Source organism: Mycobacterium sp. ST-F2 (assembly GCF_001905655.1).
GTDB lineage: Bacteria > Actinomycetota > Actinomycetes > Mycobacteriales > Mycobacteriaceae > Mycobacterium.
This window is the reverse complement of the sequence record NZ_JMHT01000013.1, coordinates 1-25,842: the sequence shown is the minus strand read 5'-3', so window position 1 is coordinate 25,842 and position 25,842 is coordinate 1. Positions and strand designations below refer to the sequence as shown.

At 68.9% G+C, this 25,842-nt stretch carries 21 protein-coding genes and 2 pseudogenes; 7 read left to right on the top strand and 16 right to left on the bottom strand.

Annotated elements, in window-relative coordinates; genetic code table 11:
* Window positions 1-28 precede the first annotated feature (28 nt).
* On the top strand, window positions 29-1,447 hold the full coding sequence (locus EB75_RS06300) for a WS/DGAT/MGAT family O-acyltransferase (RefSeq protein ID WP_073694607.1): 1,419 nt from the start codon (window positions 29-31) through the stop codon (window positions 1,445-1,447).
* Between the two features lie 310 nt (window positions 1,448-1,757).
* Here EB75_RS06300 and EB75_RS06295 read toward each other — a convergent pair whose 3' ends face one another.
* From EB75_RS06295 to EB75_RS06285, 3 genes are read right to left on the bottom strand one after another with little or no spacing between them, the layout of a single operon-like run.
* Window positions 1,758-2,990 carry an alpha/beta hydrolase gene (locus tag EB75_RS06295; protein WP_073694606.1) on the bottom strand — a complete coding sequence of 411 codons (1,233 nt, stop codon included), beginning with the start codon at window positions 2,988-2,990 and terminating at the stop codon, window positions 1,758-1,760.
* Entirely contained in the window at window positions 2,980-4,581 is a 1,602-nt protein-coding gene (gene fadD12, locus EB75_RS06290; protein ID WP_286150101.1) for an acyl-CoA ligase FadD12, read from the bottom strand. The genes EB75_RS06295 and fadD12 overlap by 11 nt, the downstream gene beginning before the upstream one ends.
* Window positions 4,582-4,605: 24 nt before the next feature.
* Window positions 4,606-5,349: a lysophospholipid acyltransferase family protein gene (locus EB75_RS06285; protein WP_286150100.1), complete on the bottom strand. Its 744-nt coding sequence runs from the start codon at window positions 5,347-5,349 to the stop codon at window positions 4,606-4,608.
* Window positions 5,350-5,505: 156 nt separating this feature from the next.
* Here EB75_RS06285 and EB75_RS06280 point away from each other — a divergent pair, with 156 nt between their 5' ends.
* The gene (locus EB75_RS06280) at window positions 5,506-6,282 is read left to right on the top strand and encodes a crotonase/enoyl-CoA hydratase family protein (protein WP_073694656.1); all 777 of its coding nucleotides are present in this window, start codon (window positions 5,506-5,508) and stop codon (window positions 6,280-6,282) included.
* Between the two features lie 3 nt (window positions 6,283-6,285).
* Here EB75_RS06280 and EB75_RS06275 read toward each other — a convergent pair whose 3' ends face one another.
* The 4 genes and pseudogenes from EB75_RS06275 to EB75_RS29855 all read right to left on the bottom strand — a co-directional run.
* Window positions 6,286-6,753, bottom strand: coding sequence for a hypothetical protein (locus EB75_RS06275; protein WP_073694603.1), 468 nt, complete (start codon window positions 6,751-6,753; stop codon window positions 6,286-6,288).
* Between the two features lie 42 nt (window positions 6,754-6,795).
* Window positions 6,796-7,281, bottom strand: a complete 486-nt coding sequence (locus tag EB75_RS06270) for a hypothetical protein (RefSeq protein WP_073694602.1) — start codon at window positions 7,279-7,281, stop codon at window positions 6,796-6,798.
* Between the two features lie 101 nt (window positions 7,282-7,382).
* Window positions 7,383-7,832 (bottom strand): annotated as a pseudogene (locus tag EB75_RS29860) (acyl-CoA dehydrogenase family protein); the annotation flags it as partial.
* 552 nt (window positions 7,833-8,384) lie between these two features.
* Window positions 8,385-9,503 (bottom strand): annotated as a pseudogene (locus EB75_RS29855) (acyl-CoA dehydrogenase family protein); the annotation flags it as partial.
* Between the two features lie 58 nt (window positions 9,504-9,561).
* Here EB75_RS29855 and EB75_RS06255 point away from each other — a divergent pair.
* Window positions 9,562-10,089 (top strand): dihydrofolate reductase family protein, encoded by a 528-nt coding sequence (locus EB75_RS06255; RefSeq protein WP_073694601.1) that lies wholly within the window; start codon window positions 9,562-9,564, stop codon window positions 10,087-10,089.
* On the opposite strand, the gene EB75_RS06250 is transcribed toward EB75_RS06255, so the two are convergent.
* Both EB75_RS06250 and EB75_RS29850 read right to left on the bottom strand, forming a co-directional pair.
* Window positions 10,086-10,721: a TetR/AcrR family transcriptional regulator gene (locus tag EB75_RS06250; protein WP_083612020.1), complete on the bottom strand. Its 636-nt coding sequence runs from the start codon at window positions 10,719-10,721 to the stop codon at window positions 10,086-10,088. The two genes, EB75_RS06255 and EB75_RS06250, sit on opposite strands and share 4 nt — an antisense overlap.
* A complete protein-coding gene (locus EB75_RS29850) occupies window positions 10,718-10,852 on the bottom strand; it encodes a hypothetical protein (protein WP_286150097.1) in 135 nt (44 codons plus the stop codon). Before EB75_RS29850 ends, EB75_RS06250 begins: the two co-directional genes overlap by 4 nt.
* A gap of 163 nt (window positions 10,853-11,015) precedes the next feature.
* Between EB75_RS29850 and EB75_RS06245 the strand changes: the two genes are divergently transcribed.
* Window positions 11,016-11,813, top strand: coding sequence for a crotonase/enoyl-CoA hydratase family protein (locus EB75_RS06245; protein WP_073694600.1), 798 nt, complete (start codon window positions 11,016-11,018; stop codon window positions 11,811-11,813).
* A gap of 419 nt (window positions 11,814-12,232) precedes the next feature.
* Here the strand turns inward: EB75_RS06245 and EB75_RS06240 are convergent, their stop codons facing one another.
* The 3 genes from EB75_RS06240 to EB75_RS06230 form a co-directional block, all read right to left on the bottom strand.
* Window positions 12,233-12,454 (bottom strand): hypothetical protein, encoded by a 222-nt coding sequence (locus tag EB75_RS06240; protein ID WP_073694599.1) that lies wholly within the window; start codon window positions 12,452-12,454, stop codon window positions 12,233-12,235.
* Window positions 12,455-12,631: 177 nt separating this feature from the next.
* Complete coding sequence (locus EB75_RS06235) at window positions 12,632-14,104, bottom strand: aldehyde dehydrogenase (RefSeq protein ID WP_073694598.1); 1,473 nt, start codon at window positions 14,102-14,104, stop codon at window positions 12,632-12,634.
* A 55-nt stretch (window positions 14,105-14,159) separates the two neighbouring features.
* A complete protein-coding gene (locus EB75_RS06230) occupies window positions 14,160-14,942 on the bottom strand; it encodes a class I SAM-dependent methyltransferase (protein WP_174557632.1) in 783 nt (260 codons plus the stop codon).
* A 33-nt stretch (window positions 14,943-14,975) separates the two neighbouring features.
* Between EB75_RS06230 and EB75_RS06225 the strand changes: the two genes are divergently transcribed.
* Window positions 14,976-16,163 carry a glycosyltransferase family 4 protein gene (locus tag EB75_RS06225; protein ID WP_073694597.1) on the top strand — a complete coding sequence of 396 codons (1,188 nt, stop codon included), beginning with the start codon at window positions 14,976-14,978 and terminating at the stop codon, window positions 16,161-16,163.
* On the opposite strand, the gene EB75_RS06220 is transcribed toward EB75_RS06225, so the two are convergent.
* Together EB75_RS06220 and pgfA are read right to left on the bottom strand one after the other, a co-directional pair.
* Window positions 16,147-17,805 carry an MmpA family trehalose lipid delivery protein gene (locus tag EB75_RS06220; RefSeq protein ID WP_502689343.1) on the bottom strand — a complete coding sequence of 553 codons (1,659 nt, stop codon included), beginning with the start codon at window positions 17,803-17,805 and terminating at the stop codon, window positions 16,147-16,149. The genes EB75_RS06225 and EB75_RS06220 overlap by 17 nt on opposite strands.
* Window positions 17,802-18,998, bottom strand: coding sequence for a cell envelope lipid trafficking protein PgfA (gene pgfA, locus EB75_RS06215; protein WP_073694595.1), 1,197 nt, complete (start codon window positions 18,996-18,998; stop codon window positions 17,802-17,804). The genes EB75_RS06220 and pgfA overlap by 4 nt, the downstream gene beginning before the upstream one ends.
* A 217-nt stretch (window positions 18,999-19,215) precedes the next feature.
* On the opposite strand from pgfA, the gene EB75_RS06210 reads away from it, so the two are divergent.
* A complete protein-coding gene (locus tag EB75_RS06210; protein ID WP_073694653.1) occupies window positions 19,216-20,325 on the top strand; it encodes an acyltransferase family protein in 1,110 nt (369 codons plus the stop codon).
* A 9-nt stretch (window positions 20,326-20,334) separates the two neighbouring features.
* Here EB75_RS06210 and EB75_RS06205 read toward each other — a convergent pair whose 3' ends face one another.
* Together EB75_RS06205 and EB75_RS06200 are read right to left on the bottom strand one after the other, a co-directional pair.
* Window positions 20,335-24,654 (bottom strand): alpha-(1->3)-arabinofuranosyltransferase, encoded by a 4,320-nt coding sequence (locus EB75_RS06205; RefSeq protein WP_174557634.1) that lies wholly within the window; start codon window positions 24,652-24,654, stop codon window positions 20,335-20,337.
* The gene (locus EB75_RS06200; protein WP_020103457.1) at window positions 24,605-24,778 is read right to left on the bottom strand and encodes a DUF2613 domain-containing protein; all 174 of its coding nucleotides are present in this window, start codon (window positions 24,776-24,778) and stop codon (window positions 24,605-24,607) included. Before EB75_RS06200 ends, EB75_RS06205 begins: the two co-directional genes overlap by 50 nt.
* Window positions 24,779-24,885: 107 nt before the next feature.
* Here EB75_RS06200 and EB75_RS06195 point away from each other — a divergent pair.
* Window positions 24,886-25,842 (top strand): glycoside hydrolase family 3 N-terminal domain-containing protein (locus EB75_RS06195; protein ID WP_073694652.1); only part of this gene is annotated, 957 nt, incomplete at its 3' end.

The window sequence follows — 25,842 nt, the reverse complement described above, 5'->3', positions numbered from 1 at the left end:
TTCTGACCCGAAGCGCAGGAGAGGTCGAGTGAAACGACTGAGTGGGTGGGACGCGTTCCTGCTGTATTCGGAAACGCCCAACGTGCACATGCACACCCTCAAGATCGCCGTCATCGACCTTGCCGGCCTGGGTGATCGCACCTTCGGGATCGACGAGTTCCGGCGCGTGCTCCGGGAACGTCTGCACAAGCTGGACCCGTTCGGCTACCAGCTGGTCGACATCCCGTTCAAGTTCCACCACCCGATGTGGCGCGAGCACGCCGAAGTCGACCTCGAGTACCACGTCCGGCCGTGGCGGGTGGCCGCCCCCGGTGGCCGCCGCGAACTGGACGAGGCGATCGGCGAAATCGCCAGTACCCCACTGGATCGCAGCCGGCCGCTATGGGAGATGTACCTCGTCGAAGGCCTGGCCAACGGGCGGGTCGCCGTGGTCGGCAAGATCCACCACGCGCTGGCCGACGGGGTCGCCTCGGCCAACCTCCTCGCTCTCGGTATGGACATCACCGAGAGTCCGCAGCGGGACCACGATCTGTACGTGACCGATCCGGCGCCGTCGCGCGGTCAGCTCGTCCGGTCGGCGTTCGCGGACCACCTCCGGCAGATCGCGCGGTTTCCCGGCGTCGTGAAGTACACCGCCGACGGCATGGCGCGGGTACGCAAGAGCAGCCGCAAGCTGTCGCCCGAACTGACCCGGCCGTTCACGCCGCCCCCGAGCTTCATGAACCACGTGATCACACCGGAGCGGCGTTTCGCCACAGCCACTTTGGCGCTCGCCGACGTCAAGGAGACCAGCAAGAAGCTCGGTGTCACCATCAACGACCTGGTGCTTGCCATGTCGTCGGGCGCGTTGCGCGAGCTGCTGCTGAAGTACGACGGCAAGGCAGACCACCCGCTGCTGGCGTCGGTGCCGATGAGCTACGACTTCTCGCCGGATCGCATCTCCGGCAACCGATTCAGTGGCGTGCTGATCGCGCTGCCGGTCGACGTGGACGACGCCGCGCAGCGCGTCCAGCAGGCCCGTGAGGCTGCCCTACTGGCCAAGGAGAGCCACCAGTTGGTGGGCCCCGAGTTGGTGGCCCGGTGGGCTGCCTACATGCCGCCGGCGCCGATGGAGTCCATGTTCCGCCGGCTGTCCAACAAGGACGGCCAGAACAAGGTGTTGAACCTCAACATCTCCAACGTCCCCGGGCCGCGGGAACGCGGCAAGGTGGGCGGCGCGACGGTCACCGAGATCTACTCGGTCGGCCCGCTCACCGCTGGCAGCGGCCTGAACATCACCGTGTGGAGCTACGTCGACCAGCTCAACATCTCGGTGCTCGCCGACGGTGTCACCACCGACGACCCCCACGAGGTGACCGCCGGCATGGTCGCGGACTTCAAGAAAATCCGCAGGGCCGCAGGGCTTTCCGAGGAGCTGACGGTCGTCGAGACCGCCATGGCGCAGTAGCAGGACGGCGCCTTCCGGGCACCTCTGTCTGCTCACCATCGCGCTGGTAAGCGGTCACCATGGGCGGCTCTTCTGACCAATATGTGGGTCCTGGGCGGCGGGTAGGCGCTATGCCAACGAGCAGTGCTGAACACAACGTGAGTCTGACAGCGCCGTCATGGACGCATTTCACATGACCACGCTCTCAGCGTCACATTGTGATCAAGCATCATCCCGAAGCGGTATCCACCGATGGCAATACAGTGGCGGCATCCACCCTCCGAGACACCACATGGCATCCGGCGTTCGCCTGCGTCTGGCGTAGGAGCTGCTAGCCGACTTCCTCGGTGGCAACGGCCTTGGCCTTCTCGGCCCGGACCCACTCCAGGAACCGGGTGATGGCCTCGGCGGTGTAGCGGCCGTGCGCCGAGCCGAACACGTCGAATGCGTGCTGGGCGTAGGGGATTTCGGCGTACGCCACCGGTGCCGGCGAGCGCTCGCGCAGCGCGGCCACGAAATCCCGTCCCTCCTGGACGTCGATCAGCGTGTCGTTGGCGCCGTGCAGCACGAAAAACGGTGGGGCGTCAGGGCCGATCCGCGTGATGGGGGAGGCGTCCAGGAACTCCTGGGTGTTGGTCGCGAACGGCTTCTTGATGATCATCTGCTCGAGGGCCTGCATCATCTCCGGGCGGCCGGGGCCGTCGAAGCTGAACCAGTCGTAGCGGCCGTACACCGGGACCGCGGCCACGACCGAGGTGTCGGCATCCTCAAAACCGGGCTGCCACTGGGGATCTCCAGGGGTCAGAGCGGCCAGCGAGGACAGGTGACCGCCCGCCGAACCACCGCTGATCGCGACGAAGTCGGGGTCGCCGCCGTAGTCGGCGATGTTCTCCTTGATCCAGGCGAGGGCCTGCTTCACGTCGATGATGTGCGCCGGCCACTGGTGCTTCGGGCTGACGCGGTAGCCGATGGACACGCAGATCCAGCCGCGGTCGGCCAGGGTGCCCATCAACGGGTACGCCTGTGGCCGACGGTCGCCGAGCATCCAGCCACCACCCGGAACCTGCAGCAGCACAGGGGCTTTGCCGTCGAGCGGCAGGTCGGGGCGGCGCCAGATGTCGGCGAGGTTGGCGCTGTGCGGACCGTACTTCACGGTCTTCTTGTTGTACTTGCGGCGCGACAGGAAGGTGCGCGCGATGCCGGGCAGGCGCGGGAGACCCGGATCGGCCGGGTTGCCCGGGCCGATCACGTCGCGCAGCGGCTCTTCGAACGCCGGCCGGGAACTCCGGCTGCGACCCACGATGAATCCCAGGATGGCCCAGGTGATCACGGTGATGCCCAATGCGATTCGGCCGGTGGTGCCCGAGAAATCGCCGCGGCGGCCACGGCGGATCGCGGACAGCACCGAGGAACTGAGCACGAAGCCGGCGGCCTCGCTGGACGGCCAGCCGTAGGCGAACGTGACCATGCCGGGGTTCCCGGCGCGCATGAGGGGGCTGGCGGCGTTGGTGGCGTTGACGAGTCCGATGACGGACCGCACCAGGGTCAGCGCTTTACGCGCCATTGGACAGCTCCTTCAGCTCGCGGCGGTCGATCTTGCCGGTACTGTTTCGCGGCAATTCAGCGAGGACCGTAATCGACCGCGGCACTTTGTAATTGGCCAGGTTGTCCCGCACATGCTGCTTGAGGACGTCCTCGGTGGCGGCAGCCCCGTCGGCCAGCACGACGAACGCGGCCAGGCGCTGGCCGTACTGTTCGTCGTCGACACCCAGCACCGTGGCCTCGGCGACCTCTGGGTGCGTCAGCAGCGTCTTCTCCACCTCGATTGGGTAGACGTTCTCGCCGCCCGACACGATCATCTCGTCATCGCGGCCCACGACGAACAGGCGGCCGGCGGCATCCAGATAGCCGACGTCCCCCGACGACATGTAGTCCTCGTGGAAATCCTTTGTGGTACCGGAGGTGTAGCCGTCGAACTGCGTCGAGTTGCGCACGTAGATGGTGCCCACCTCGCCCGTCGGCAACTCCTTGAAGTCGGCGTCGAGGATCTTGATCTCGGTGCCCTCGGCCGGACGGCCGGCGGTGTCGGGGGCGGCGCGCAGGTCGGCGGGCGTCGCGGTGGCGATCATGCCGGCTTCGGTGGCGTTGTAGTTGTTGTAGATGACGTCGCCGAACTGATCCATGAACGAGATGACGACGTCGGGCCGCATCCGCGAGCCGGAGGCCGCGGCGAATCGCAGCGACCGGCCGCTGTAGCGATTGCGGATGTGGTCCGGCAATTCCATGATGCGGTCCAACATCACTGGGACAACACACAATCCGGTTGCCTGGTATTTGTCGACGAGCGCCAGGGTGGCCTGTGGGTCGAACTTGCGGCGCGTGACGACGGTGCATGCCATCGACGCCGCGAACACCAATTGCGAGAAGCCCCAGGCGTGGAACATCGGCGCCACGACCACCGTCGTCTCCTCGGTACGCCACGGTGTGCGGTCGAGGATCGCCTTCAGTGCGTCCAGGCCACCGCCGGAATGCTTGGCGCCCTTGGGAGTTCCGGTGGTCCCGGAGGTCAGCAGGATCACCCGGCTCTTCTCGCCGCTGCGCCGCGGCTGCAGCCCCATGTGATCGATGATCAGCGACTCGACGGTCAGCGGGTGGTCCTCGGTGTCGGTCCACGCCACGATTCGTGTGGTGCCGGTTCGGCCTTCGAGCGCGCGATCGACCGTAGCCGTGAATTCTTCGTCGTAAATGATGACGTCGACGTTCTCGCGGTCCACCACCTCGGCCATGGCCGGTCCGGCAAAGGAAGTGTTCAGCAGCAACACATCTGCGCCGATGCGGTTGGCTCCGATGAGCGCGTCGACGAAGCCGCGGTGGTTGCGCGCCATGATGCCCACGACCTTGGCCGAGGGCAGCATCTGCAGGGCGGCCGCGAACGCGTCGCCGCGCCGGTCGAGTTCGCCGAAAGTCAGGGTGCCGAGCTCGTCGATCAAGCCCGGCCGGTTGCCGCAGCGCTGCGCGGAACTGGCGAAACCCGAAGTGACATTCATGTTTTCGCGCGCCATGGCGCTGGCGATCCGGAGATACTTGTCGGGACGGAGCGGGGCGATGACACCGGCCCGCACCATGGTGTTGACCAGGCCGGCGGTGGCGGTCAGCTTGTCGGTGATACCCACGGGCGGTCAGCCTAGTACCGGGAAGCGGCGCTCTTCGGCGAGTTCGTCGAGGGCGTCCTGCATGACCTTACGGACGCGCGCGTCGACCGCGTCGATGTCGGGCTCTTCCCCGAATTCGGCGTGGATGTCGATGGGCGGCAGCACCTGCATGACGATCTTCGACGGCAGCGGCAGGTTGAGCGGCAGCACGGCGGACAGTCCGAACGGCAGGCCGATGGACAGCGGCACCACCTTGGCGCGGGCGGCGCGGGCGATGGGGCCGAGGGCCTTGGCGATCTTCTCGCCGCGGGTCAGGAAGAGTTGCGTCTCCTGGCCGCCGATGCCGACCATCGGCACGATCGGGACGCCGGCGTTGATCGCGGCCTTCACGTAACCCTTGCGGCCGTCGAAGTCGATCTTGTTGGCGTCGGTCGACGGCCGGTAGACGTCGTAGTCACCGCCGGGGAAGACGACGACGAGGCCGCCGGAGCGCAGCGCCTCGTCGGCGTTCTCGTGGCTGGCCAGGATGTAGCCGGTCTTCTTGAAGAAGTCGGCGGTCGGCCCGACCATCAGCATGGCGTGGCTGAGCGTGTAGACGGGACGGTCGTAGCCGAACTTGTCGTAGAAGTGCGAGGTGAAGATCGGCACATCCATGGGCAGCATGCCGCCGGAGTGGTTGCTCACCACGAGTGCGCCACCCAGCGGAATGTTCTCCAATCCGCGGACCTCGGATCGGTGATAGACCTTCAGCAGCGGTCGGAGAATCCCCATGACCTTCTCGGTCAGCTCCGGGTCGAACTTGGTGATTTCGGGCAGCTTGGCCACGGTTTCTCCTCTGGCTGCGACAAAAACTAGAACGCGTTCTAATTTTCGATTATTCACTGGTTGACCGCCGGACGCCAATCCCCTGTGGCTAGCATCACCGTCGTGACCGAAGAAGCCCCCAGCGAAGATGCCGTCCTCGTCGAACAGCGCGACCGCATACTGATCATCACCATCAATCGGCCCCAAGCCAAGAACGCTGTCAACTCAGCGGTCAGTAATGGCTTGGCCGCTGCCGCGGACCGTCTCGATGAGGACCCGGGACTGTCTGTCGGCGTGCTGACCGGCGCCGGCGGCTCGTTCTGTGCCGGCATGGATCTGAAGGCCTTCGCCAAGGGCGAGAACATCATCTCGAGCCGTGGCTTCGGTCTGACCCAGCGCCCGCCGGCCAAGCCGCTGATCGCGGCCGTCGAGGGTTACGCGCTGGCGGGTGGCACCGAGCTGGCGCTGTCGGCCGACCTGATCGTCGCCTCCAACGCGTCGGCGTTCGGGATTCCCGAGGTCAAGCGCGGTCTGGTCGCCGCCGGCGGCGGACTGCTGCGGCTGCCGCAGCGCATCCCGTACGCCATCGCCATGGAACTCGCGCTCACCGGCGACAACCTCACCGCGACGCGGGCGCACGAATTGGGCCTGGTCAACGAGCTGACCGAGCCCGGCGGCGCACTGGATGCCGCGCTCGCGCTGGCCGAGCGCATCACCGCCAACGGCCCGCTCGCGGTCGCCGCGACCAAGCGCATCATCGTCGAGTCGCCCGACTGGTCCGACGCGGAGAAGTGGGAGAAGCAGGGCGCCATCCTGGGCCCGATCTTCATGTCGAAGGACGCGCGCGAAGGCGCGGTGGCCTTCGCGGAGAAGCGCGCCCCGCAGTGGACCGGTAGCTGACCGCTACTTGGGTTTCTTCTCCGACCGCTGCACCGGGCACTGCTGCTCAACCCAGTTGTTGAGCGTGCGGCTGAATTGGCTGCGGTCGGGATCGCTGCTGTGCAGGCCGTTGGTCTTGACGAAGTGCGTCACGGCGGCCTGCACATCGGCCGGCGGGTGGAAATCGTTGATGGTGTCCCCGGCTGCCTTCGTGTCCTCGGGGGACGCGCCGGACATCAGGTTCACCACCGCGCCGGTGAGTTGCAGGCAGGTCCCGCCGTCGAGCTGACGGCTGGTGGGCGACGGCGGCGCACCGGCTTCAGGCGTGCTGGGGGCAGCCGACGTGCTCTGCGCCGCGGTACTCGTTGGCGAGGTGGTCGGCTGCGCCGGCTGCTTGTCGCCTGAGCAACCGGCCAGTAGCAGGGCGGCGGCCAGCACTGCGGCCTGGCGGCTCTTGAGTCGACGCGACGTCACGATCTCCCGGTAGGACATGTATTTGTTCTACCGGGAGACGGCTGCCGTCGGCTAACGGGGTCAGACCGACGCGACGAAATCGCTGCTGTAGAACTCGGCCGGGCTCTGCGAATGCGGCGCCGGCAGTTCGACCGCAACCCATACGCCGGAGGTGCCGGGGGCGACCGAGAGCTGGACTGTCGAGTTGCCGTTGCCGAAGCCATCGGTGCTGAGCGTCCCGGTGCCGATGCTCGGGTCGCCGGGCAGGCAGCCGAGGGTGGCATGTGGGGCCGGGATCAGCCGAACCACGTACTGCGCGTTGCGGGCGCCGTCGAGCATGTCGACATGGGCGACGGCAGTGCGCCCGTCCGAACTGATCTCGGCGGTCGGCACTGCGGGGAAGCGGAACTTCATGTAGTTGATCGGCTGCCGGTCGCAGGTGTACGTCCGCGACATCAGGGTCTGGCGGGACGTGCCGGCGGCCTGCGCGGGCGCGGCGACGACGGTCGCGACGGGCAAGGCGGAGACGGTCAGCGCAGCAACCAGGGCGCCGCTCAATTTCGACATCTGTCGAGTTTTTACCGGGACCGCGGGTAGCGCTATGGCGGTCGTCACAAGCGGACCGAACGCACTTTCGGTACGGACAATGACTTAGCTCACAAGCGCTTTCAGATTCGGCCCACCGTCACATCCCACGGGTCCGTCGTCGCGGTGAGGGTTGCGAGCCTGCGGGCGTGCCAGCTGGTGCTGCCGAATTCGTCGGCCCAACTGCGGGCCCGCATCGTTGCACGCCACAGTGGATGTTCCGCGGTCGTGCCGATGGCGCCGTGTAGCTGGTGGGCGATGGTCGTCACCGGAGCGACGGCGCGACCCACCGCGACCTTGGCCACTGTGGTGGCGTAGCTCGTGCGGGCGTCGGCGAAGCCGTATTGGGCTGCGGCGGTGACTGCCAGGGCGGTTGCGGCCTTGGCCCGTTCGATCTCTCCGAGCATCGAGGCCAGTGAGTGTTGAACCGCCTGGAAGGTGGCGAGCGGGCGGCCGAACTGCACTCGCGTTTCGGTGTGCGCGACGGTGAGTTCGGCGGCGGCGTCGAACGCGCCGACGATCTGTACGCAGCGGCACCAGGCGCCGCGGATGGTCAACTCGTCGGCGACGGCAAGCGGCAGCTGGACGACATCGGTTGCTGCCGTGTCGAACTCGATGGTGGCCCGCGGCTCCCCGGCGAGATTGTGCCCACTCGCGGTGCCCACCGGCGAATCCAGTAGTGCGACGTACAGGGCATCCGGCCCGCGGGTGGCTGCCAGTACCGGCCCGCACTGCGGCCAGGTGGCGACGCGCTCCGTCGCCAGCGTCAGTGGCCCGGACTCAGGCACCGTCAGGCCGGCCTCGGCGGCCAACCATGTTGCCAGGACATCGGTTTCGGCGATCGGCACCGCGGCGGCATGGCGCGCGAACGCCCCCAGCACGACGGCGGCCGCGGCCGGACCGGCGTCTTCGTCGCTGCTCAACCGGGTCAGTCCGGAACTTTCCGCGGTGCGCCACAGGGCGTCGTCGAAGGTCAAGGGCAGGGTGCGGGCGGGCTGTGCGGACCGGCCGATCTGGCCGGACAGTTCGCGCAGTTCCGCGAATTCGTCCGAATCCTGTTTTACCGCAGCCTGTTTGGTCCAGTTCTTGGCGACGATGCCGCGCAGCACCTCATTGGTGCCCCCGCGCAGCGTGAACAGCGGGGCGTGCACCCGTGCGGTGTCCAGCATTGCCTGCAGCCGCGGGCGGTCGGGGCCGTCGTACCGGTCCAGGAGCTCCGCGGCGCTCTCCGCGGAGTCCTGCTCGAAGCGGGTGCCCAGGTCTTTCACCAGCGCGGCAGGCACGGCGGCGTCCTGGCCGGCGGTCAGTGCCCGGGCGACCGAGATCGAGAGCTGACGCAGCGAGATCAGCCGCGCCACGAGGTCGCCGACGTCGGCGCGGGGATCGTCCCGCAGCGCCTCGATGAGTGCGAAAAGCAGTGTGGCCGTAGAGAGGAAGCGCTCGGGTCCGCTGCGCTCGAAGCCAAGCTCGGAGGTCACCTGGTGCCAGCCGGCACCGACGGTGCCGAGCAGGTCGGCGTCGGTCAAAGCGACGTCGTCGAACAGCACCTCGTTGAAATGGTGTTCGCCGTTCATCTGGACGATCGGCTCGATGGTGATGCCCTGGGCGTCGGTGGGCACGATGAACTGACTGAATCCGGCGTGCCGATGCTTCGGGTCCAGTGGGCTGGTGCGGGCCAGCACCACGATCTGGTGTGCAAGGTGCGCGCCGCTGGTCCACACCTTGCTGCCATTGAGCAACCAGCCGTCCTCGGTGCGGGTGGCCTTGGTGGCGACGGCGGCCAGATCAGAGCCGGCCTCGTGTTCGCTCATGCCGATCGCGGAATACAAAGTGCCGGAGGCGATTCGGGGCAGCAGTCGACGACGCTGCTCCTCGCTGCCGTAGGTGAGGAGGGCGGGGGCGACCTGCCGGTCGGCGATCCAGTGTGCGGCCACCGGCGCGCCGTGGGCCAGCAGTTCCTCGGTGACCACGTACCGGTGCATGTGGCTGCGGCCGCGCCCGCCGTACTCGACCGGGATGGTCAGCCCGACGAAGCCGGCCTGCGCCAACCGCACGCTGAAGTCGGCGTCCCACTTCGACAACCAGCAGTCGACGCCGGGTCGCCAGCCGAACTGGGCCGCGTCCTCGGCCAGGAACCGGCGCACGTCCGCACGCAGTTCCGCCAGGTCACCGTCGTCGGCGCGGAGGGCGTCGAAATCGTCCATCCGGCAACAGTAATCGCGGCGCATCGGATTGTCGGTGGGTCGCGGCATACTCGGTGCGATGGCGACCATCTACTTCACCGCGTCGAGCCTGGACGGCTTCATCGTCGATTCCGCAGGCAGCCTCGACTGGCTGCTCACGCGCGACATCGACGTCGACGGGCCGTTCGGCTACAAAGCCTTCGAGAAGTCGGTGGGTGCCCTGGTCATGGGGTCGACGACGTACCGCTGGGTCGTCGAACATGAGCCGGGCGACTGGCCGTACCCGCAACCGACGTGGGTGCTCACGTCCCGCTCGGACGTCGTCGTCGACGGCCATCCCGTGCATGCGGTCAGTGGTGATGTCACGCAATTGCATCCGACGTTGGTCGAGGCTGCGGGCGGGCGTGACGTCTGGGTCGTCGGGGGCGGGGACGTCGCGGCACAGTTCGTGACGGCCGGTCTGGTCGACGAACTCGTGGTGTCCTACGCGCCGTGCTCGTTGGGCGAGGGCGCGCCCGTGCTTCCGGTGCGCTCGGAGTGGAAGCTCCTGGAGTCCGCGGTCAACGGGGACTTCGTGTGTGCGCGCTGGGCTCGCGCCGAGGGCTAGTTGCCGGCAGTCGGCAGGCCGTTGCTCTTGACGAAAGCCTTTGCCTTGATGAGGAATTCGAGCTGGGTGGCGACGTCGTGCAACGGCTCGACGCTTTGCGACGAGCGGCTCAGCACCACCGCGCCTTCCAGTGCGGCCAGGCAGGTGACTGCCAGGGCTGACGCGTCGGCGTCGCTGAATCCTTCGGCGGTGAAGGCGTGCCCGAGGGCGGTACGCCAGCGGCCGAAGATCTCGGCGGCGATGGGAGTGAGGGTTGGTGCTTCGTCGCCCGACCCGACTGCGGCGGCGACCACAGGGCAGCCGGCGGTGAAGTCGCTGTCGGCCAGAATCTGGTCCCAGAACGTGACGAATCCGCGCACGAGTGCGATGCCGCCGTACGCGGCGGAGCCATCGATGTGGGCGGCGATCGCGTCGCCGGCGAACTGCAGCGCTTCGATCAGCAGCTGGCTGCGGCCCTCGGGAAAGTGGTGGTAGACCGATCCGCGCGGAGCCCCGCTGCGAATCAGCACCTCGTCGATGGTCAGTCCGGCGGCGCCGCGCTCACGTAGCACGGCGGCGGCACTGCGCACCATCCGTTCCCGGGTGGCGCCGCGCTTGTTGACCGTCTTGGGGGCGGGCCCTGCTGCGGTCAATGCGCGACCCGGTTCCGAAGCTGCGTCATCCGGTCCTGCACACCACGCGCTGCTTCACGCAGCCGCTCGTTGGCGCCCAGGACGGTGTGCGTGAAGCGATGGCCTTTCACGTTGACTTCGACCACCCACATGGCGCCCTCCTTGGTATGGGACTGAGCATAAAACGACTAACACATTGGGCCAAAGAATGTATTCCGCGTCACACATGGACGAGGTTTTCGGCATCTCGCGATGGGTAGGAGCTCAAAACTATGGTGTCTTGCATAATTTTGTGATCAGGAGTTCACTTCAGGCATGACGACCGAACTTCATCTGCAGACCGTCACCCTCGAACGTGACGGGCATGTTCTGGTGATGGGCCTGGGCCGGCCCGAGAAGCGCAACGCGTTCGACCGCGCGATGCTGGCCGACCTCTCCCGCGCCTATGGCCTGCTCGAGCGCGACGACACCCTGCGCGCCGGCGTGCTCATCGCCCACGGCGACCACTTCACCGCGGGTCTGGACCTGGTCGACGTCGCCCCGGCCATCGCCGCCGGGGAGAGTCCGTTCCCCGCCGACGGCCGCGATCCCTGGCGGCTCGACGGGCCGTGGACCAAGCCCGTCGTCGCGGCGGTTCAGGGCCGGTGTCTGACGCTGGGCATCGAACTGCTGCTCGCGGCCGACATCCGGGTGGCTGCCGCGGACGCCCGCTTCGCCCAGATCGAGGTGCTGCGCGGCATCTACCCGTTCGGCGGTGCCAGCGTGCGGTTGCCGCGCGACGCGGGTTGGGGCAACGCCATGCGCTGGCTACTCACCGGCGACGAGTTCGACGCGGCCGAGGCGCACCGCATCGGCCTGGTGCAAGAGGTCGCGGGTAGCGCCGCGGATGCCCGCCGTCGCGCGCTCGAGATCGCGCACACCATCGCCGACCGCGCCGCCCCGCTCGGTGTCCAGGCCACCTTGGCGTCGGCGCAACTGGCCCGCAGTGGGGGCGAAGCCGCGGCGTTCGAGAGGCTGCAACCCGAGGTGGCCCGGTTGTTCACCACCCAGGACGCCGCCGAGGGCGTGCAGTCGTTCGTCGAACGCCGTGCTGCCCAGTTTCAGGGGGCATGAGGTCGGGTGTTCAGGCTCGCGAATGTGCGCTCAGATCGTGGATCCGGCCCGCGGGACTGCCGGATTGCACATTCGCGGCGAGCGTCTGCGCGAAAACTGCCGGGGAAGTACATAGCGTCAACGGCCCTGCGCCCGTAGCTGCCGCGATTGAACACAGGGACCTTTCGCGGGCTGCAGCGGTCCCTGAGTGCAAAACCACCGGCAGATCCCAACCCCGATTGCATCCACGCACTTTTCCGCTGGCATCCGATACCCAAGCCGAGCCGACGCTGAGGACAGCGCTCAGCCTGGGCCGGTGAGCGTCCACACCAGTGACGAACCGGGGCGCCGCCCACTTGCGGGAAACGCAAAACTGTCCCTCTTCCAAGGAAAAAGGGACAGTTTTGCGACTGCTCGCGGTGAGAACCCGCGCAGAAAAACTAGCCGGCGTTCTCCAGCGCGACGAGCGCGGCAGCGACGGCGAAGTACTTGTTGGAGCCGAGCTGGCGCACGGTCTTGATGTTGAATGCCGCGGCGAGGTGCTCGGCGTCGGAGTCACTGACCCCGGCCAGCGCGGCGGGCGATGCGTCGAGGATGTCCTTGAGGGACTTGTCCTCGTATGCCTTGTCGAGCGACTTCTCGAGATCCACAGAGACAGCCATACGTTTCCTCCCAGATTGTTTGCCGGACCTTCAGACGGTCGCGACGCTATCAGCGATTGCTGGGGGTCGCCTGGGATAAAAAACCGGTGCTGAAAAGCCGAATGGCCACCCGGCCGAGTCCCCCGAGGGGCGAAGGACAAGGCGGATGGCCATTCGGACGAAGGCGGTATTACTCCATTACTCCGGGGTGTAGCCGAACGGCATCAGGACGCTCTTGGCCTGGCAGTAGGCCTCGATGCCCTCGGGGCCGTTCTCGCGGCCGATGCCCGAGTTCTTGTAGCCGCCGAACGGAGCGCCCGGATCGAACGCGTACATGTTGACGGCGTACGTGCCGGTCCGGATCTGCGCGGCGATCTTCATGGCCTTGGGCACGTCGGTGGTGTAGACGCTGCCGGCCAGCCCGTAGTCCGAGTCGTTGGCGATCCGGATGGCGTCCTCTTCGGTGTCGAAGGGGATGATCGCCAGCACGGGTCCGAAGATCTCTTCCTGGGCGATGGTCATCGAGTTGTCGACGTCCGCGAAGACCGTCGGCTGCACGAACCAGCCGGAGTCCAGACCCTCGGGGCGGCCGCCGCCGGTGGCGATGCGGGCACCTTCTTCGACGCCCTTCTTGATGTAGCCCTCGACGCGCTCGCGCTGCTTCTCGCTGATCAGCGGGCCGATCATGGCCGCCGGGTTGTCGGGCAGGCCGACCTGCATGGCGGCTGCGCCTGCGGCGACCTTCTCGACGACCTCTTCGTACCGCGATCGCGGCGCCAGGATGCGGGTCTGGCCGACGCAGGCCTGGCCGGTGTTCATCAGGCCCGAGAACAGCAGCATCGGGAGGGTGGAATCCAGGTCGGCGTCCTCGAGGATGATGGCCGCGGACTTGCCGCCGAGTTCCAGCGTGCAGGGCTTGAGCCGCTCGGCGGCGACCTTGCCGATCTCCTTGCCGACGGCCGAGCTACCGGTGAAGGTGAACTTGTCGATCTCCGGGTTCGCGGTCAGGGCGCGGCCGGTGTCGGGGCCACCCGGCACGATCGACAGCACGCCCTCGGGCAGGCCGGCCTCGGCGAAGGCCTGGGCCATGGCGAACACCGACAGCGGCGTCTCGGCGGCGGGCTTGAGCACGACGGTGCAGCCGGCCAGCAGTGCCGGGCCCAGCTTGTTGGCGGCCAGGAAGAACGGCACGTTCCACGCGGCGACGGCGGCGACGACGCCGATGGGTTCGCGGGTCACCAGCGTCTGGCCGTAGATGCCGTCCCGGATGTCGCTCCACTGGAACTTGTCCGCGGCGCCGGCGTAGTAGTTGAACGACGACATCGCGGCGCCGTACTGCATCATGTCGACGATGCTCGGCGGCTGGCCGGTCTCGGCGGAGAGCAGGAACTTGATCTCGTCGGCGCGCTCGGTCATGAGGCGCGACGCCTCGGCGATCACGGCGGCACGCTCGGCCGGCGTCATCTTGGGCCACGGGCCCTCATCGAACGCCTTGCGGGCGGCGGCGCATGCGGCGTCCACGTCAGCCTTGGCGGCCAGCGGCACCTTGCCGACGAGCTCGCCGGTGGCCGGGGAATGCACCTCGATGACGTCCGACGTCGAGGGTGCGGTCCACTGACCGCCGATGAAGAGCTGGTCCCACTCGGTTTTGAAAGCCGTGCTTTGTGTCATGGGCGTCACACTACCCAGTTTTCGCCGAAACGAGAACATGTTCCAATTAGGTCGCTCAGCTGGGCTGGAGCACCAACACCAGGTTGCTCGTCAAGAACTCCTGTAACACCGGTACAGAAGTCGCACGCCAGGCCCATCGCGGGTGGTAGCGGGGGAATGCGGCGACCAGGTCCCCGGTGCTGCGGGCCCACTCCAGTCCAGCTGCGGCAGAGACCGCGAACAACGACGATCCGTAGTCGTTCTTCGGTCGGTGGCCGTGTTTGCGGGTGTACATCTCGGCGGCGCGCCTGCCGCCGAGGTAGTGCGTCAGCCCCATCTCGTGGCCGCCGAACGGACCGAGCCACACCGTGTAGGACAGGATCACCAGCCCGCCCGGCCGGGTGACCCGCAGCATCTCCCGGCCCATCAGCCATGGCTCGCGGACGTGTTCGGCGACGTTCGACGACAAACAGACGTCGACGCTGTCGTCGGCGAACGGCAGTGCCATGCCCGAGGCGCGGACGAAGACGCCCGCGCCATCGGGTTGGCTGGCCGGGCCGGCATGCATCTCGCGCGGGTCGGGCTCGACACCGACGTACGTCATCCCGGCGCCGGAGAACTCGGTGGCGAAGTAGCCGGGGCCGCCGCCGACGTCGAGCACCGTCGTGCCGGCGGGTGCGGTGCCGTTCAGGTCGCGCCACAGACCGTCCACGAGCGCGACGGTGTCTCGGGCGAGCGCGCCGTAGAAGCGGGCCGGGTCGGTCTGCTCGAAACGGAACTCGCCGAGCAGTCGGATCGAGCGGGCGAGGGTGGCCCGCTCCCGCGTGATGACCAGTCGTTTGGCTGCCCAGCGATTCACTCCGCAACCCTACTGACCGGTACCCTTCATTCGATGCCAGACCACCCCCAGCTGCCTGCTGGATCTCCTGACGAGATCCGGTCGGTGCTGCTGCTCTGCTGGCGCGACACCGGCCACCCGCAGGGCGGCGGCAGTGAGACGTATCTGCAGCGCATCGGCGCGCAGCTCGCGGAGGCCGGCGTGCGGGTCACGTTGCGGACGGCCCGGTATCGCGGGGCCGCGCGGACCGAGGTCGTCGACGGCATCCGGATCAGCCGCGGCGGCGGTCGCCATTCCGTCTATATCTGGGCGGGGCTGGCCATGGTGCTGGCCCGCATCGGGCTGGGTCCGCTGCGCGGCACGCGCCCGGACGTGGTGATCGATGCGCAGAACGGCATCCCGTTCCTGGCCCGGCTGGCGTACGGCCGGCGGGCCATGGTGCTGGTGCACCACTGCCACCGCGACCAGTGGCCGGTAGCTGGCCGATTGATGAGCAAGTTCGGTTGGTTCGTGGAATCACGGCTGTCGCCACGCGTGCACCGGAAAAACCAGTACGTGACGGTGTCGCTGCCGTCGGCCCGGGATCTGGTCGACCTCGGCGTCGACGCCTCCCGGATCGCCGTCGTGCGCAACGGCGTCGATCTCGCTCCGCCGGCGTCCCTGTCGCTGCCGCGGGCGGCCGCGCCGCGCATCGTGGTGCTGTCACGGTTGGTGCCGCACAAGCAGATCGAAGACGTGCTCGACGCGGTCGCGCTGCTCGCGCCGGTGGTGCCCGGGCTGCGCCTCGACGTCGTCGGTGGCGGTTGGTGGGACGAGCGGTTGGTCGCGCACGCTCGGCGATTGGGAATTGGTGCCGTCGTAACCTTTCATGGCCACGTCGATGAGGACATCAAACACGAAGTGCTGCAACAGGCTTGGGTGCACGCGCTGCCGTCGCGCAAGGAAGGCTGGGCGCTGGCCGTCATCGAGGCCGCGCAGCACGGCGTGCCCACCGTCGGCTACCGGTCCTCGGGCGGTCTGACCGACTCCATCGTCGACGGCGTGACGGGCCTGCTGGTCGATGATCACCGGGGTCTGGTGACCGCGCTGGAGACCCTGCTGACGGACGATGTCCTGCGGGACCAGCTGGGCACCAAGGCCCAGCTTCGGGCGGCCGAATTCTCTTGGCAGCAAAGTGCTTCCGCGATGCTGACCGTCGCCGAGGCGGTCCGGGACGGGCGGTTCGTCACCGGGATCGTCTGAGCGGCGCCGTTCCCCGCCACCGCCCGATGCCCATCGCGGCCAACCCGCCGATCAGCATGGCCAGCCACACCAGGTGCGCGGCGATCAGCAGCGGGCGTCCTGACGCCGCGGGCGCCGTCCCGCCCACGCGGTACAGCGCAATCTCGTTGTCCCGGTAGGCAATCGGCAATGACAGCGCAGGTGCCGGACCTTCGACCACCACCCAGCCGACCCCGGCCGCGGCCAACTGGTGCACGTCGGCGCCGCGCAGCAGCAGGTCCTGCACCTTCCGTGCGCGCACACCCTCGCCGGGCACCGTCCGCCCCCCGATCACCAGGTCCCCGGTGGCCAGCACATCGGCCGACACCCAGCGGGGCAGCGGGTCCAGAACGGGAGAAGGCCCGGCCCACGGGAACTGCCGGATGACGTCGGGCGGCAGCACCGCGACGGGCTTCGGGTCCGAGTTGATCTGCGCCGCAACCGAATACCAGCCCGCCGGATACCGCACGGACCGTAGCTGGGCGCCGACGCCCCATGCCAGGTCAGGCAGCGCAGCGAGTATCACGACGCAGCAGACCGCAGCAGCGAAAGCCGTTGGTAGCCACCGCCGGAGCACCGCCACCGCCGCGGCGCCGGCCAGGGCATAGCCGGGCATGGCCAGGGCCACCCATTTCTGCCCGTCCCGCAGGACACCGGTGCTGGGGATGGTGCGGATCAACCAGTCGAGGAACGCCGACCCGGCGCCTGTCGCCAACAGCGCGGGTACCACCACCGCGATGACGGCGAGCACCAGCAGCGGCCGGGCCGCCGCCACAGACCAGGCGCGGCGCGCACCGACAGCCACCACGGCCAGCAGTGCGACCGTCCCGGCCACGGCGAACCACGTCGTCCGGGACACCGGCACCGCGGACGCGTTCCAGATACCACCGAGCCCGGCCAGGCTGCCCAGCGTCCCGAGTCCCGGCTCTGCCCGCGCCGCGAACGCCGGCACCCCGGCACTGGACAGCGGCAACACGGAGCGTGCCACGACCGTCGCCACCAGCCAGGGCAGCGCGGCGCCGACCGATGCCACCAGCGCCACCCACACGCCGCGCCACGTCCGCGAACACACCAGCGCCACGACCAACGCCAGCAGCAGTCCCGTCGGCGTCAGCCCGGCCAGGGCCACCCAGAAGATGAGATTTGTGCACGATTTTCCGCGCTCACCGCGGAAGATCGTGCACAAATCGCTCGAGAGGGCGACCCAGGGCAGGCAGCCGTAGCCGACCAGCAGGCTCCAGTGCCCCTGCAGCAGCCGCTCGGCGACATAGGGGTTCCACACCGCGATCGTGACGGCCACCAGCTGGCCGCCGAGACCGGCATCGAGGACCGACGCCGCCAGCCGCGCCGCACCCCAGCCGGCGAACCACAGCCCGAGGATCGTCAGCGCTTTTACCAGTACCCCGCCGTCAACAACGGGGGAGAACACCGCGAGGAAGAAGTCCTGCGGCAGGGCCCGGGGCGCGGCTTCGGACAAGCCCAAGGCCGCGTCGGACAGATAGGACCGCGGCGTCGAGACCGCGTCACGGAGAAGCAGGTAACCGGGCGCCAGCAGCGGCGCCGTGACAGCGAGCGTCAGCCCCAGCGCGTACAGCGCCGGTAGGGCACGACGAAGAGCGATCAGACCCGGTCCGGTGGCAGATCGGTCGGCCGCTGCGTGGGCAGTTTCTCGGTCATGGCCTCGGCGGCGGGCATCGGACCGGAATCGGTGTCACGCCGGCCGAAGAAGCCGTGGCCGGCAGCGTCCAGACCCGGATCGATCAGCGCGGCCTGCGACCGCAGGCTGTACGCGGCCAGCAGCCCACCACCGACCAGGAAGACCAGTCCCAGGCCACCGAAGGTGAAGGGCAGGATGCGGTCCCACAGGGCCAGCTTGTCGCGCTCGTCGTGGGCGGCGGCGACCTGCGACTCGACCGTCTGCTCATTGGAGGTGACGGTGAAGTCCGCGAACGTCACCTCGGGCTTGAGGGCGTCACGCGAGTAGTAGTGGAAGCCGCGGTCCTTCTCCTTGACGATGGTGCCCGAGACCGGGTCCACCCAGAAGGTGCGCGCCGCGGCGTAGTAGCGCTGCATGGTGATCGGATCGGTGGGCTCGGCGGACGGCACACCCCACAGTTCGGCGCGCGCGGTCACCGACCCGTCTTCGTCCTTGTCGTACAGCGACGCGTACTTGATCGGCTCGACCAGCTTGCCGTCGGCGTCGAAGCCGACGTTCTGCGTGAACTTGTAGACCGACAGCCCGTTGACATCCTCTTCGCCCTCGTAGTTGGCGTCGTAGGCCTTCTGCGCGATGGGGTCGAACACCTGGTACGTCTTCTTCTCCGTGCTGAACGGGAAGCGGTAGCTCAGCCCGGTGTGGGGCAGCGCGATGTTGGTCGGCGGGTTCTGGTCTTCGATGGTGCGCGGCCGCTGCACCGAGCCGGCCGCACCCGTCACCGCGGCGGCAGTGGTGCGGTTGAGGGTCACGGTGTCGACGAGGGCCAGCAGCAGGCCGTTGTCCTGCTGCTTGTCGGTGCGGCGCACGGTGTTACCGACCTGCAGCGTCACCACGTCGGCGTTCGCCGGGTTCTCGACGCTGATCTGCCGCTGCAACACCAGCGGCACGTTCTTGTTGACGACGAACTTCTCGCCCAGGAGCGATGCCGGGTCCAGCGCGGTGCCGGTGCCGTTGCTGACCAAGGTGGTGTCGATGTCGAGCGGGATCTTCTTGATCTTGCCCGAGGTATAGGTAGTCAACAGCAGAGCGGCGATCAGCAGGGCGGCGCCGAGCCCCATCAAGACGCATGCCGCGATTCGCAACCCCACAGCGCGGTTCAACCCGTGCTCCTTACTTTGTCTGCCAGCCACACAGCAACCCGACTGACCCTAACAGCCCTTACTAAGGCACACCCTCATAGTGCTGCCGGGGCGGAAGTGAGATTCGCCGCCGGGCACGTACACCCGGCACACTGGGGTCGTGGGCGACCCGGGAGACGACGCGATCAGCGGCGAACAGGTGAGCGGCACCCGCAGCTTCCTGCCTGCTGTCGAGGGCATGCGTGCCTGCGCTGCCATGGGCGTCGTGCTTACTCACGTGGCGTTCCAGACCGCCAACAGCAGCGGCTGGTACGGCCGGTTGTTCACCCGTTTCGACCTGGCGGTCGCGGTGTTCTTCGCACTGTCGGGGTTCCTGCTGTGGCGGGGTCACGCGGCCGCCGCGCGGGGACTGCGGCATCGGCCGCCGACGGGCCACTATCTGCGGTCCCGGGTGGTCCGGATCATGCCGGGCTATGTGGTGGCCGTCGTGGTGATCCTGGCGCTGCTGCCCGACGCGCATGCCGATCTCACGGTGTGGCTGTCCAATCTCACGCTGACCCAGGTCTACGTGCCCCTGACGCTGACGGCCGGGCTGACCCAGATGTGGAGCCTGGCCGTGGAGGTCAGCTTCTATCTGGTGCTGCCGCTGCTGGCGCTGCTGGCCCGGCGGCTGCCGGTGGACTGGCGCGTGCCGGCGATCGCGACGCTGGCGGTGGCGAGCTTCGCGTGGCCCGCGCTGCCGTGGCACCTGCCGTTCGGCGTCAACCAGATGAACTGGCTGCCGGCGCTGTTCTCGTGGTTCGCCGCCGGCATGCTGCTGGCCGAGCTGACGGTCATGCCCGTCGGCCGGATGCATCAGCTGGCCCGGCGCCGGTGGGTGATGGCCGCGATCGCCGGGGTGGCGTTCGTCATCGCGGCGACGCCGCTGGCCGGCAACATCGGGCTGGCGCCGGGCACCGTCGGCCAGGTCGTGGTGAAGACGGCGATGGGTGCCGTGGTCGCCGGAGCCCTACTGGCTCCGCTGGTGCTGGACGCCCCCGGCACCCCGCACCGGATTCTCGGCAGCACCGTCATGGTGACGCTGGGCCGGTGGTCCTACGGCCTGTTCATCTGGCACCTCGCGGCGCTGGCCATGGTGTTCCCGGTCATCGGCGAGTTTCCGTTCAACGGCCACATGCCGATCGTGCTGATCCTGACCTGGGTTTTCGGGTTCGCGATCGCCGCTGTCAGCTACGCGTTGATCGAGTCGCCCTGCCGGGAGCTGCTGCGCCGCTGGGAGTCCCGGCACGCGCCGTCGCCGCGGGACAGCGCGATCACGGATGTTCCGGAGCCTGCTTCTGTTGGATAGCCGCGCTCCTCATCGCGGCTCGTCCCTCGCCGCTTGATCGTCGCCCGGCCGAAGTCGGTTAGCCCGCGCGTCCCACAGCGACGCCGCCAGCGCGGCCACCGAGATGAGCGCCAGGAACTGCACCCACGGCGAATGCCCGACATAGCCGTCCACCGACCGCCACGGGTAGGCGCTGAGCACCGCGCCCGCGGCGATCAGGCCGCTCGCCGAGGCGATGACGGTCCACCCGTCCAGCCACTGCGGCCGCGACCTCAGCAGGTACCGGATGCCGATCGCCGCCGCGACGGTCACCAGGCCCGCCAATCCGGCCACCAGGAACCCGAACCCGGCCACTGCGACGCCGACGACCGCCGGACGCGGCTGCCAGGGGCGGGTCGGTGCGTCGTCGACCCGCCGCCGCACCGGCCACAACGCCAGGAGCGCCAGCAGGGGGAGTAGTGCCAGCCCGCCGAACAGCCCGATCCGGTAGGGGGTGTTGAGCGCGAACGTCAGCGTGACGATGCCGCCGGTGCCGGCGGGAAGTACCCAGCCCTGCTGCCATCCGTTGATGGTCACCGGGGTGAGGACGCCGCCGTTGGCGGTGTGGGCGGTCCAGCCGGGGTTGACGCTTTCGGGGACGACGAGGACGCGCTGCACGGGCGCCGGGGCTACCTGCACCTCGCGGTGGTCGGACGTCCACGTCTTCAGCTGCGCGGGAGTCGTTGGGGCGCTGTGGATGTGGGCCGCCAGCGGACCCGTCAGCCGGGCGCCGATGACGGTGAAGTCCGGTCCGGGGCTGATCAGGAGTTCCTGCTGCCCGGCGGGCAGTTGCAGCGGCGCGGTCTGGCACGGCTGTGCCGCGATGGGCTCGCCGTCCAGCAGCGCGCCGACCGTGGTGTGCACCGAGGTTTGCAGGAACTGGCCGGCGATCGCGACGATGGGCCCGCGGCCGCAGGGCATCGTGATGGCGCGGCGCCGGTTCGCGGCGGCGTCGGTCGGGGCGATCGGGGCGCCGCGGTCGTCGAGGGCTACGACCTCGGCCAGGCCGGGCGGCTTCACCTGATCGAATCCCAGTGCGGTGCGGTCGATCAGGTCGTGCCAGTCGAGGATCGACAGCTTGATGGTGTCGGTCTTTGCGGGGTTCAGCTTCACCGTCTGAGGTCCGTCACCGATCCGGCGGACCTGCGGTCCGTTGCCCAGGTCGACGGCGACGACGGTCGGGTGGGCCGGCAGCTCGGAGGCGCTCGGGGTGAGGCGCAGGGCGCTGACGGTCGTCGGCGCGGGCAGGCGCAGGGTCAGGTTGGCGCCGTTTCGGAACTGGACGATGCCCTGCGGCGCCACCCAGGCGGTGCGCGGGTCGCCGTCGGTGGCGGCGTAGGCCGAGCCCGCGACGTCGATGACGTCGGAGTCGCCGGCGGCGCGGGTGGTGCCCGGCTGGCTGACCAGGTCAGCCAGGTGCGGACCCTGCCGGGCCTGCACCCACACCGTCGGGACGACGGCCGTCGGCGTGGGCACGGTGAGGGTGCGGCTCATGTTGACGGGCTCTTCGGGTGACTGGGCCATGGTGGCGGCGCACCGCACCCCGTTCGGCCCGTCGGCGCAGCCGGGCCGGCCCAGCTGGTCGTTGCCCAGATCCCATTGCGCCACAGCCGATCCCGCCGGCGGCGCGGGCACGTCGACGGTGTGCCGCAGGCTCACCGCGTGGGCGAAGCCGGACGCGTCGTACTGCGTCACGGAGAAGTCGGTGATGCCGAACTGCACGCCGGGTGAGCCGTCGTCGGTGCCGGTCGCGGTGAACCGGACCCACGAGGTCTCGCCGTAGGGCAGGGCCGCGGTAAGGGGCTTGCCGGGCTGGTCGAAGCGAATTGTGCTGGTGCCGTTGGCCGTTGCCACCTCGATGCGGCGTACCTGAGCGCCGACTGCGGTGGCGCTGGGCGTCAGGGTGATGGTCGCATTGGTCACCGGATGGTCGAAGTCGACCTGAAGCCACTGCCCCACAGCGGTTTGCAGTGAACTGGACACCCAGCTGGTCGAGGTGTCGCCGTCGATCGCGGCGGCCGGCCCGGCCGCCGTCGCCACGTTGGGCAGCGCGGTCGAATCGGACGACGAACTCGATGTCGTGATCCGTCCGCCCGGCCACTGGCCGTAGGCAGTCGTGGCGCCCGGGCTCGGGTAGTCCATGACCCGGTTGAAGGTGCGCCGTGGATCGTCGGGGGCCCGCACCGCCGATGAGTGGTCGTCGACGCGGCCGTAGTCGGTTTCGCGGGCCAGCGGGGTATCGGTGACGGTGACCTCGGGCACCGGGAGGCCGGCCCGCTGCGCGTCCTGCGTCAAGACCATGGGGCCCAAGGGGTTTCGGCCCATCAGGTGGCGGCGCTCATCGAGGCGCAGCAGCGATTCGGGCCCGCCGTCGATGCGCGGCATGGTGTCGGCGTCGGCCAGGTACGGCACGGTGGTGGCGGCACCCGTCACGCGGTAGATCTCGACGGCGGGGTAGCGCGGCCGCAGGCCACTGTCGGAGACGAAGCCCTCCAGCGTGCCCGGCCCGACGGCGTCACCGAACTGGGCGACTTTTGTGATCCCCCTGGAACCCTCCAAGGCCCGGTGCACCAGCAGCGGCCGCGCTGACCGCGAGTTGTCGGGGTCCAGGTCGTTGCGCACCACGACGAACGAAATGCCTTGGCGGGCCAGGGTATCGGCCAACCCGGCGGACGGCCGCCCGGTCGCAAACAGGCGTTGCACGGAGTCCAGGGCGCGGATGGTCTCGGGCGGGGTCAATGGAATCGAATCGCGCACACCCCAGGCGCCGCGCTCGAGCACCTGCAGCGGCTCGTCGTGCGTGTTGCCCCAGACCTGGTTGGCGAACGGCGCACCCGGCGCGACGAGTACCCGGCCCGGCGTCTCGGCGTTGTGTGCGTCGAGCCAGTCCGCGGTCTGGTGCCAGTACTGGGGGATGGCGCGGTACGCGCCGGGCGCGGCCAGGCGGCCCGTCCACGCCAGCGACGTCCCGGCGGCCAGTGCCGTCAGCAGCACCACGGCGACGGCCATCCGCTTGTCCCGCTCGAGGTGCGCGAACGCGTTGATCCATTCCCGGCGCGGCGCGCTGCCCGGCAGGGGAATCCGGCCCAGTGCGTGGGCCAGGCCCAGTGCCAGCGGCAGCCGCAGCACGGGTTCGAGTTTGTGCACGTTGCGCAGCGGGGTGCCGGCGGCGTCCAGGAACGTCTGCACCTGGTGGGCGATCGGGGACCCCAGGCCGCCCGAGTACGCGACCGCGAGCAGCAGCAGGCCGAGCAGCAGCATCGAGATGAGCCGCCCGCGGGCCGGCATGCTGCGCATCGCGAGGCCGGCCATCCCGCCGGCGGCCACCAGCGTCGTGGCGAGCACCGCCACCGAGCCGGTGACCAGTGACGACCCGGCCGTCGCGTTGGTCGCGACGAACGCCGTCCAGCCGTAGGTGCCGCGGAGCACCTCGATCAGCGACAGCCATTGCGTCGTGACGCCCGACGATTCGATGAAGTCCAGGAACGGCGGGCTGATCCGGCCGAGCAGCAGCAGCGCCACCGCCCACCACAGAATGGCGAGCAGCGTGCAGCCGAACCACCACGCGGTGAAGCGCCACCAGCGCCGGTTGGGCCGGTGCGCGGCCCACCAGATGATCGCGGCCAGACAGCCCGTCAGCGTCGCGACGGCGTTGACCGCGCCCATCAGCGCGACCGCAACAGCCGAGCGGGCCGCCAGCTGCCGGATTCCAGGCGTGATTTGTGCACGATTTTCCGCGCCCGCCGCGGGAAATCGTGCACAAATCCCCGAGTCTCCGAGCGCCAGGATCACCGGCAGCAGCACCCACGGCGCCAGCATCATCGGCAGCGTCTCGGACGAGATGGCTCCCAGCGTCGTCAGCGCGCGTGGGGACAGGGCGAACGCGACGGCGGCGAGGACGCGCGAGGACCGGCTGCCGATGCCCAGGGCCTCGGCGACCCTGATGACGCCCCAGAAGCCGACGACCAGCAGCAACGCCCACCACAGCCGTTGGATGACCCACCCGGGCAGGCCGATGACGTCACCGGCGAGGAAGAACGCGCCGTGCGGGAAGAGGTAGCCGTAGGCCTGGTTCTGCGACTGGCCGAAGGGCAGGTCGCTGCTCCACAGATTGGCCGCCCGCGCCAGGAAACGCGCGGGGTCGGCGGTGAGATCGAGTTTGGTGTCGGGCGAGACCCGGCCCGGTGACTGGGCGAACGTCAGGACCAGAGCGGCCGCGCTGACGACCCATAGGCAGCGCCGGGAGAGTGGCGCCGCGGGATCAGCTGCGGTTGCCGTATTCGACCCGGTTGAGCACCGATGACGCTGGATCGCCCGATTGCAGCGTCGGCTTGGTGTCCTGCTCCAGCATCAGCGTGGTGCCGAAGACCGCTGCAGCGCCGAGCAACAGACCGACCACGATGCTGGCTCCGGCGGGCACGAGGAAGCGGTCCATGGCGCCCAAACTAGCATGACGACCTGCTCGCATCCGTGTTCGCCGGCCCGCTCCCAGGTCATTGCGGGGCCCGGGGACGTCTGCTGCGACAGCTAAGCTCGGTGCCCATGTCCCTGCCCCGAACCCTCGGAGTGCTGGCACTGGTGTCCGGACTGGTGGCTGGTTGCTCGTCGTCGTCCGACCATCCTGCCGCGTCCAGCACGTCCAGCCAGGCCAAGACCACGTCGTCGTCGAGTAAGCCGATGGACGCGCCCGCCCCCACGGCTCCGCCGTGCGATCCGCACGCGCTGCTGAGCACGCTGACGCTGCGGCAGAAGCTGGCCCAGTTGCTCATGGTGGGCGTCAAGGACGCCGCCGACGCCCGTGCCGCGGTGACACAGCAGCAGGTCGGCGGCATCTTCATCGGCAGCTGGACGGACCTGTCCATGCTGTCGGACGGTTCGATCCCTGAGCTGCAGGCGGCATCCGGCGCGTTGCCGCTGGCGGTCAGCATCGATGAAGAAGGTGGCCGGGTGTCCCGGCTGAAGAAGCTGATCGGCAAGCAGGAGTCGGCGCGGGTGCTGGCGACGACGAAGACGCCGGCCGAGGTCCAGGCCATCGCCAAGGACCGCGGTCAGCAGATGAAGGACAAGTTCGGCATCACCATCGACTTCGCGCCCGACGCCGACGTCACCGAAGAGTCCGACGACGAGGTGATCGGCGACCGCTCGTTCGGTGCGACGCCGGACAAGGTCACCGAGTACGCCGGTGCGTACGCCGCGGGCCTGCGCGAGGCGGGGCTGGTTCCGGTGCTCAAGCACTTTCCGGGACACGGGCACGGCTCGGGTGACTCGCACACCGGTGGCGTGAAGACCCCGCCGCTCGAGGCGCTCAAGGACAGCGACCTCGTGCCGTACCGGACGCTGACGACGCAGCAGCCCGTCGCAGTGATGGTCGGTCACCTGCAGGTGCCGGGACTGACTCTGGGCGACGACCCCGCCAGCCTCAGCAAGCCGGCCTATGACCTGCTGCGCAGCGGCGAGTACGGCGGGCCGCCGTTCGACGGCGGCGTGTTCCCCGCGGAC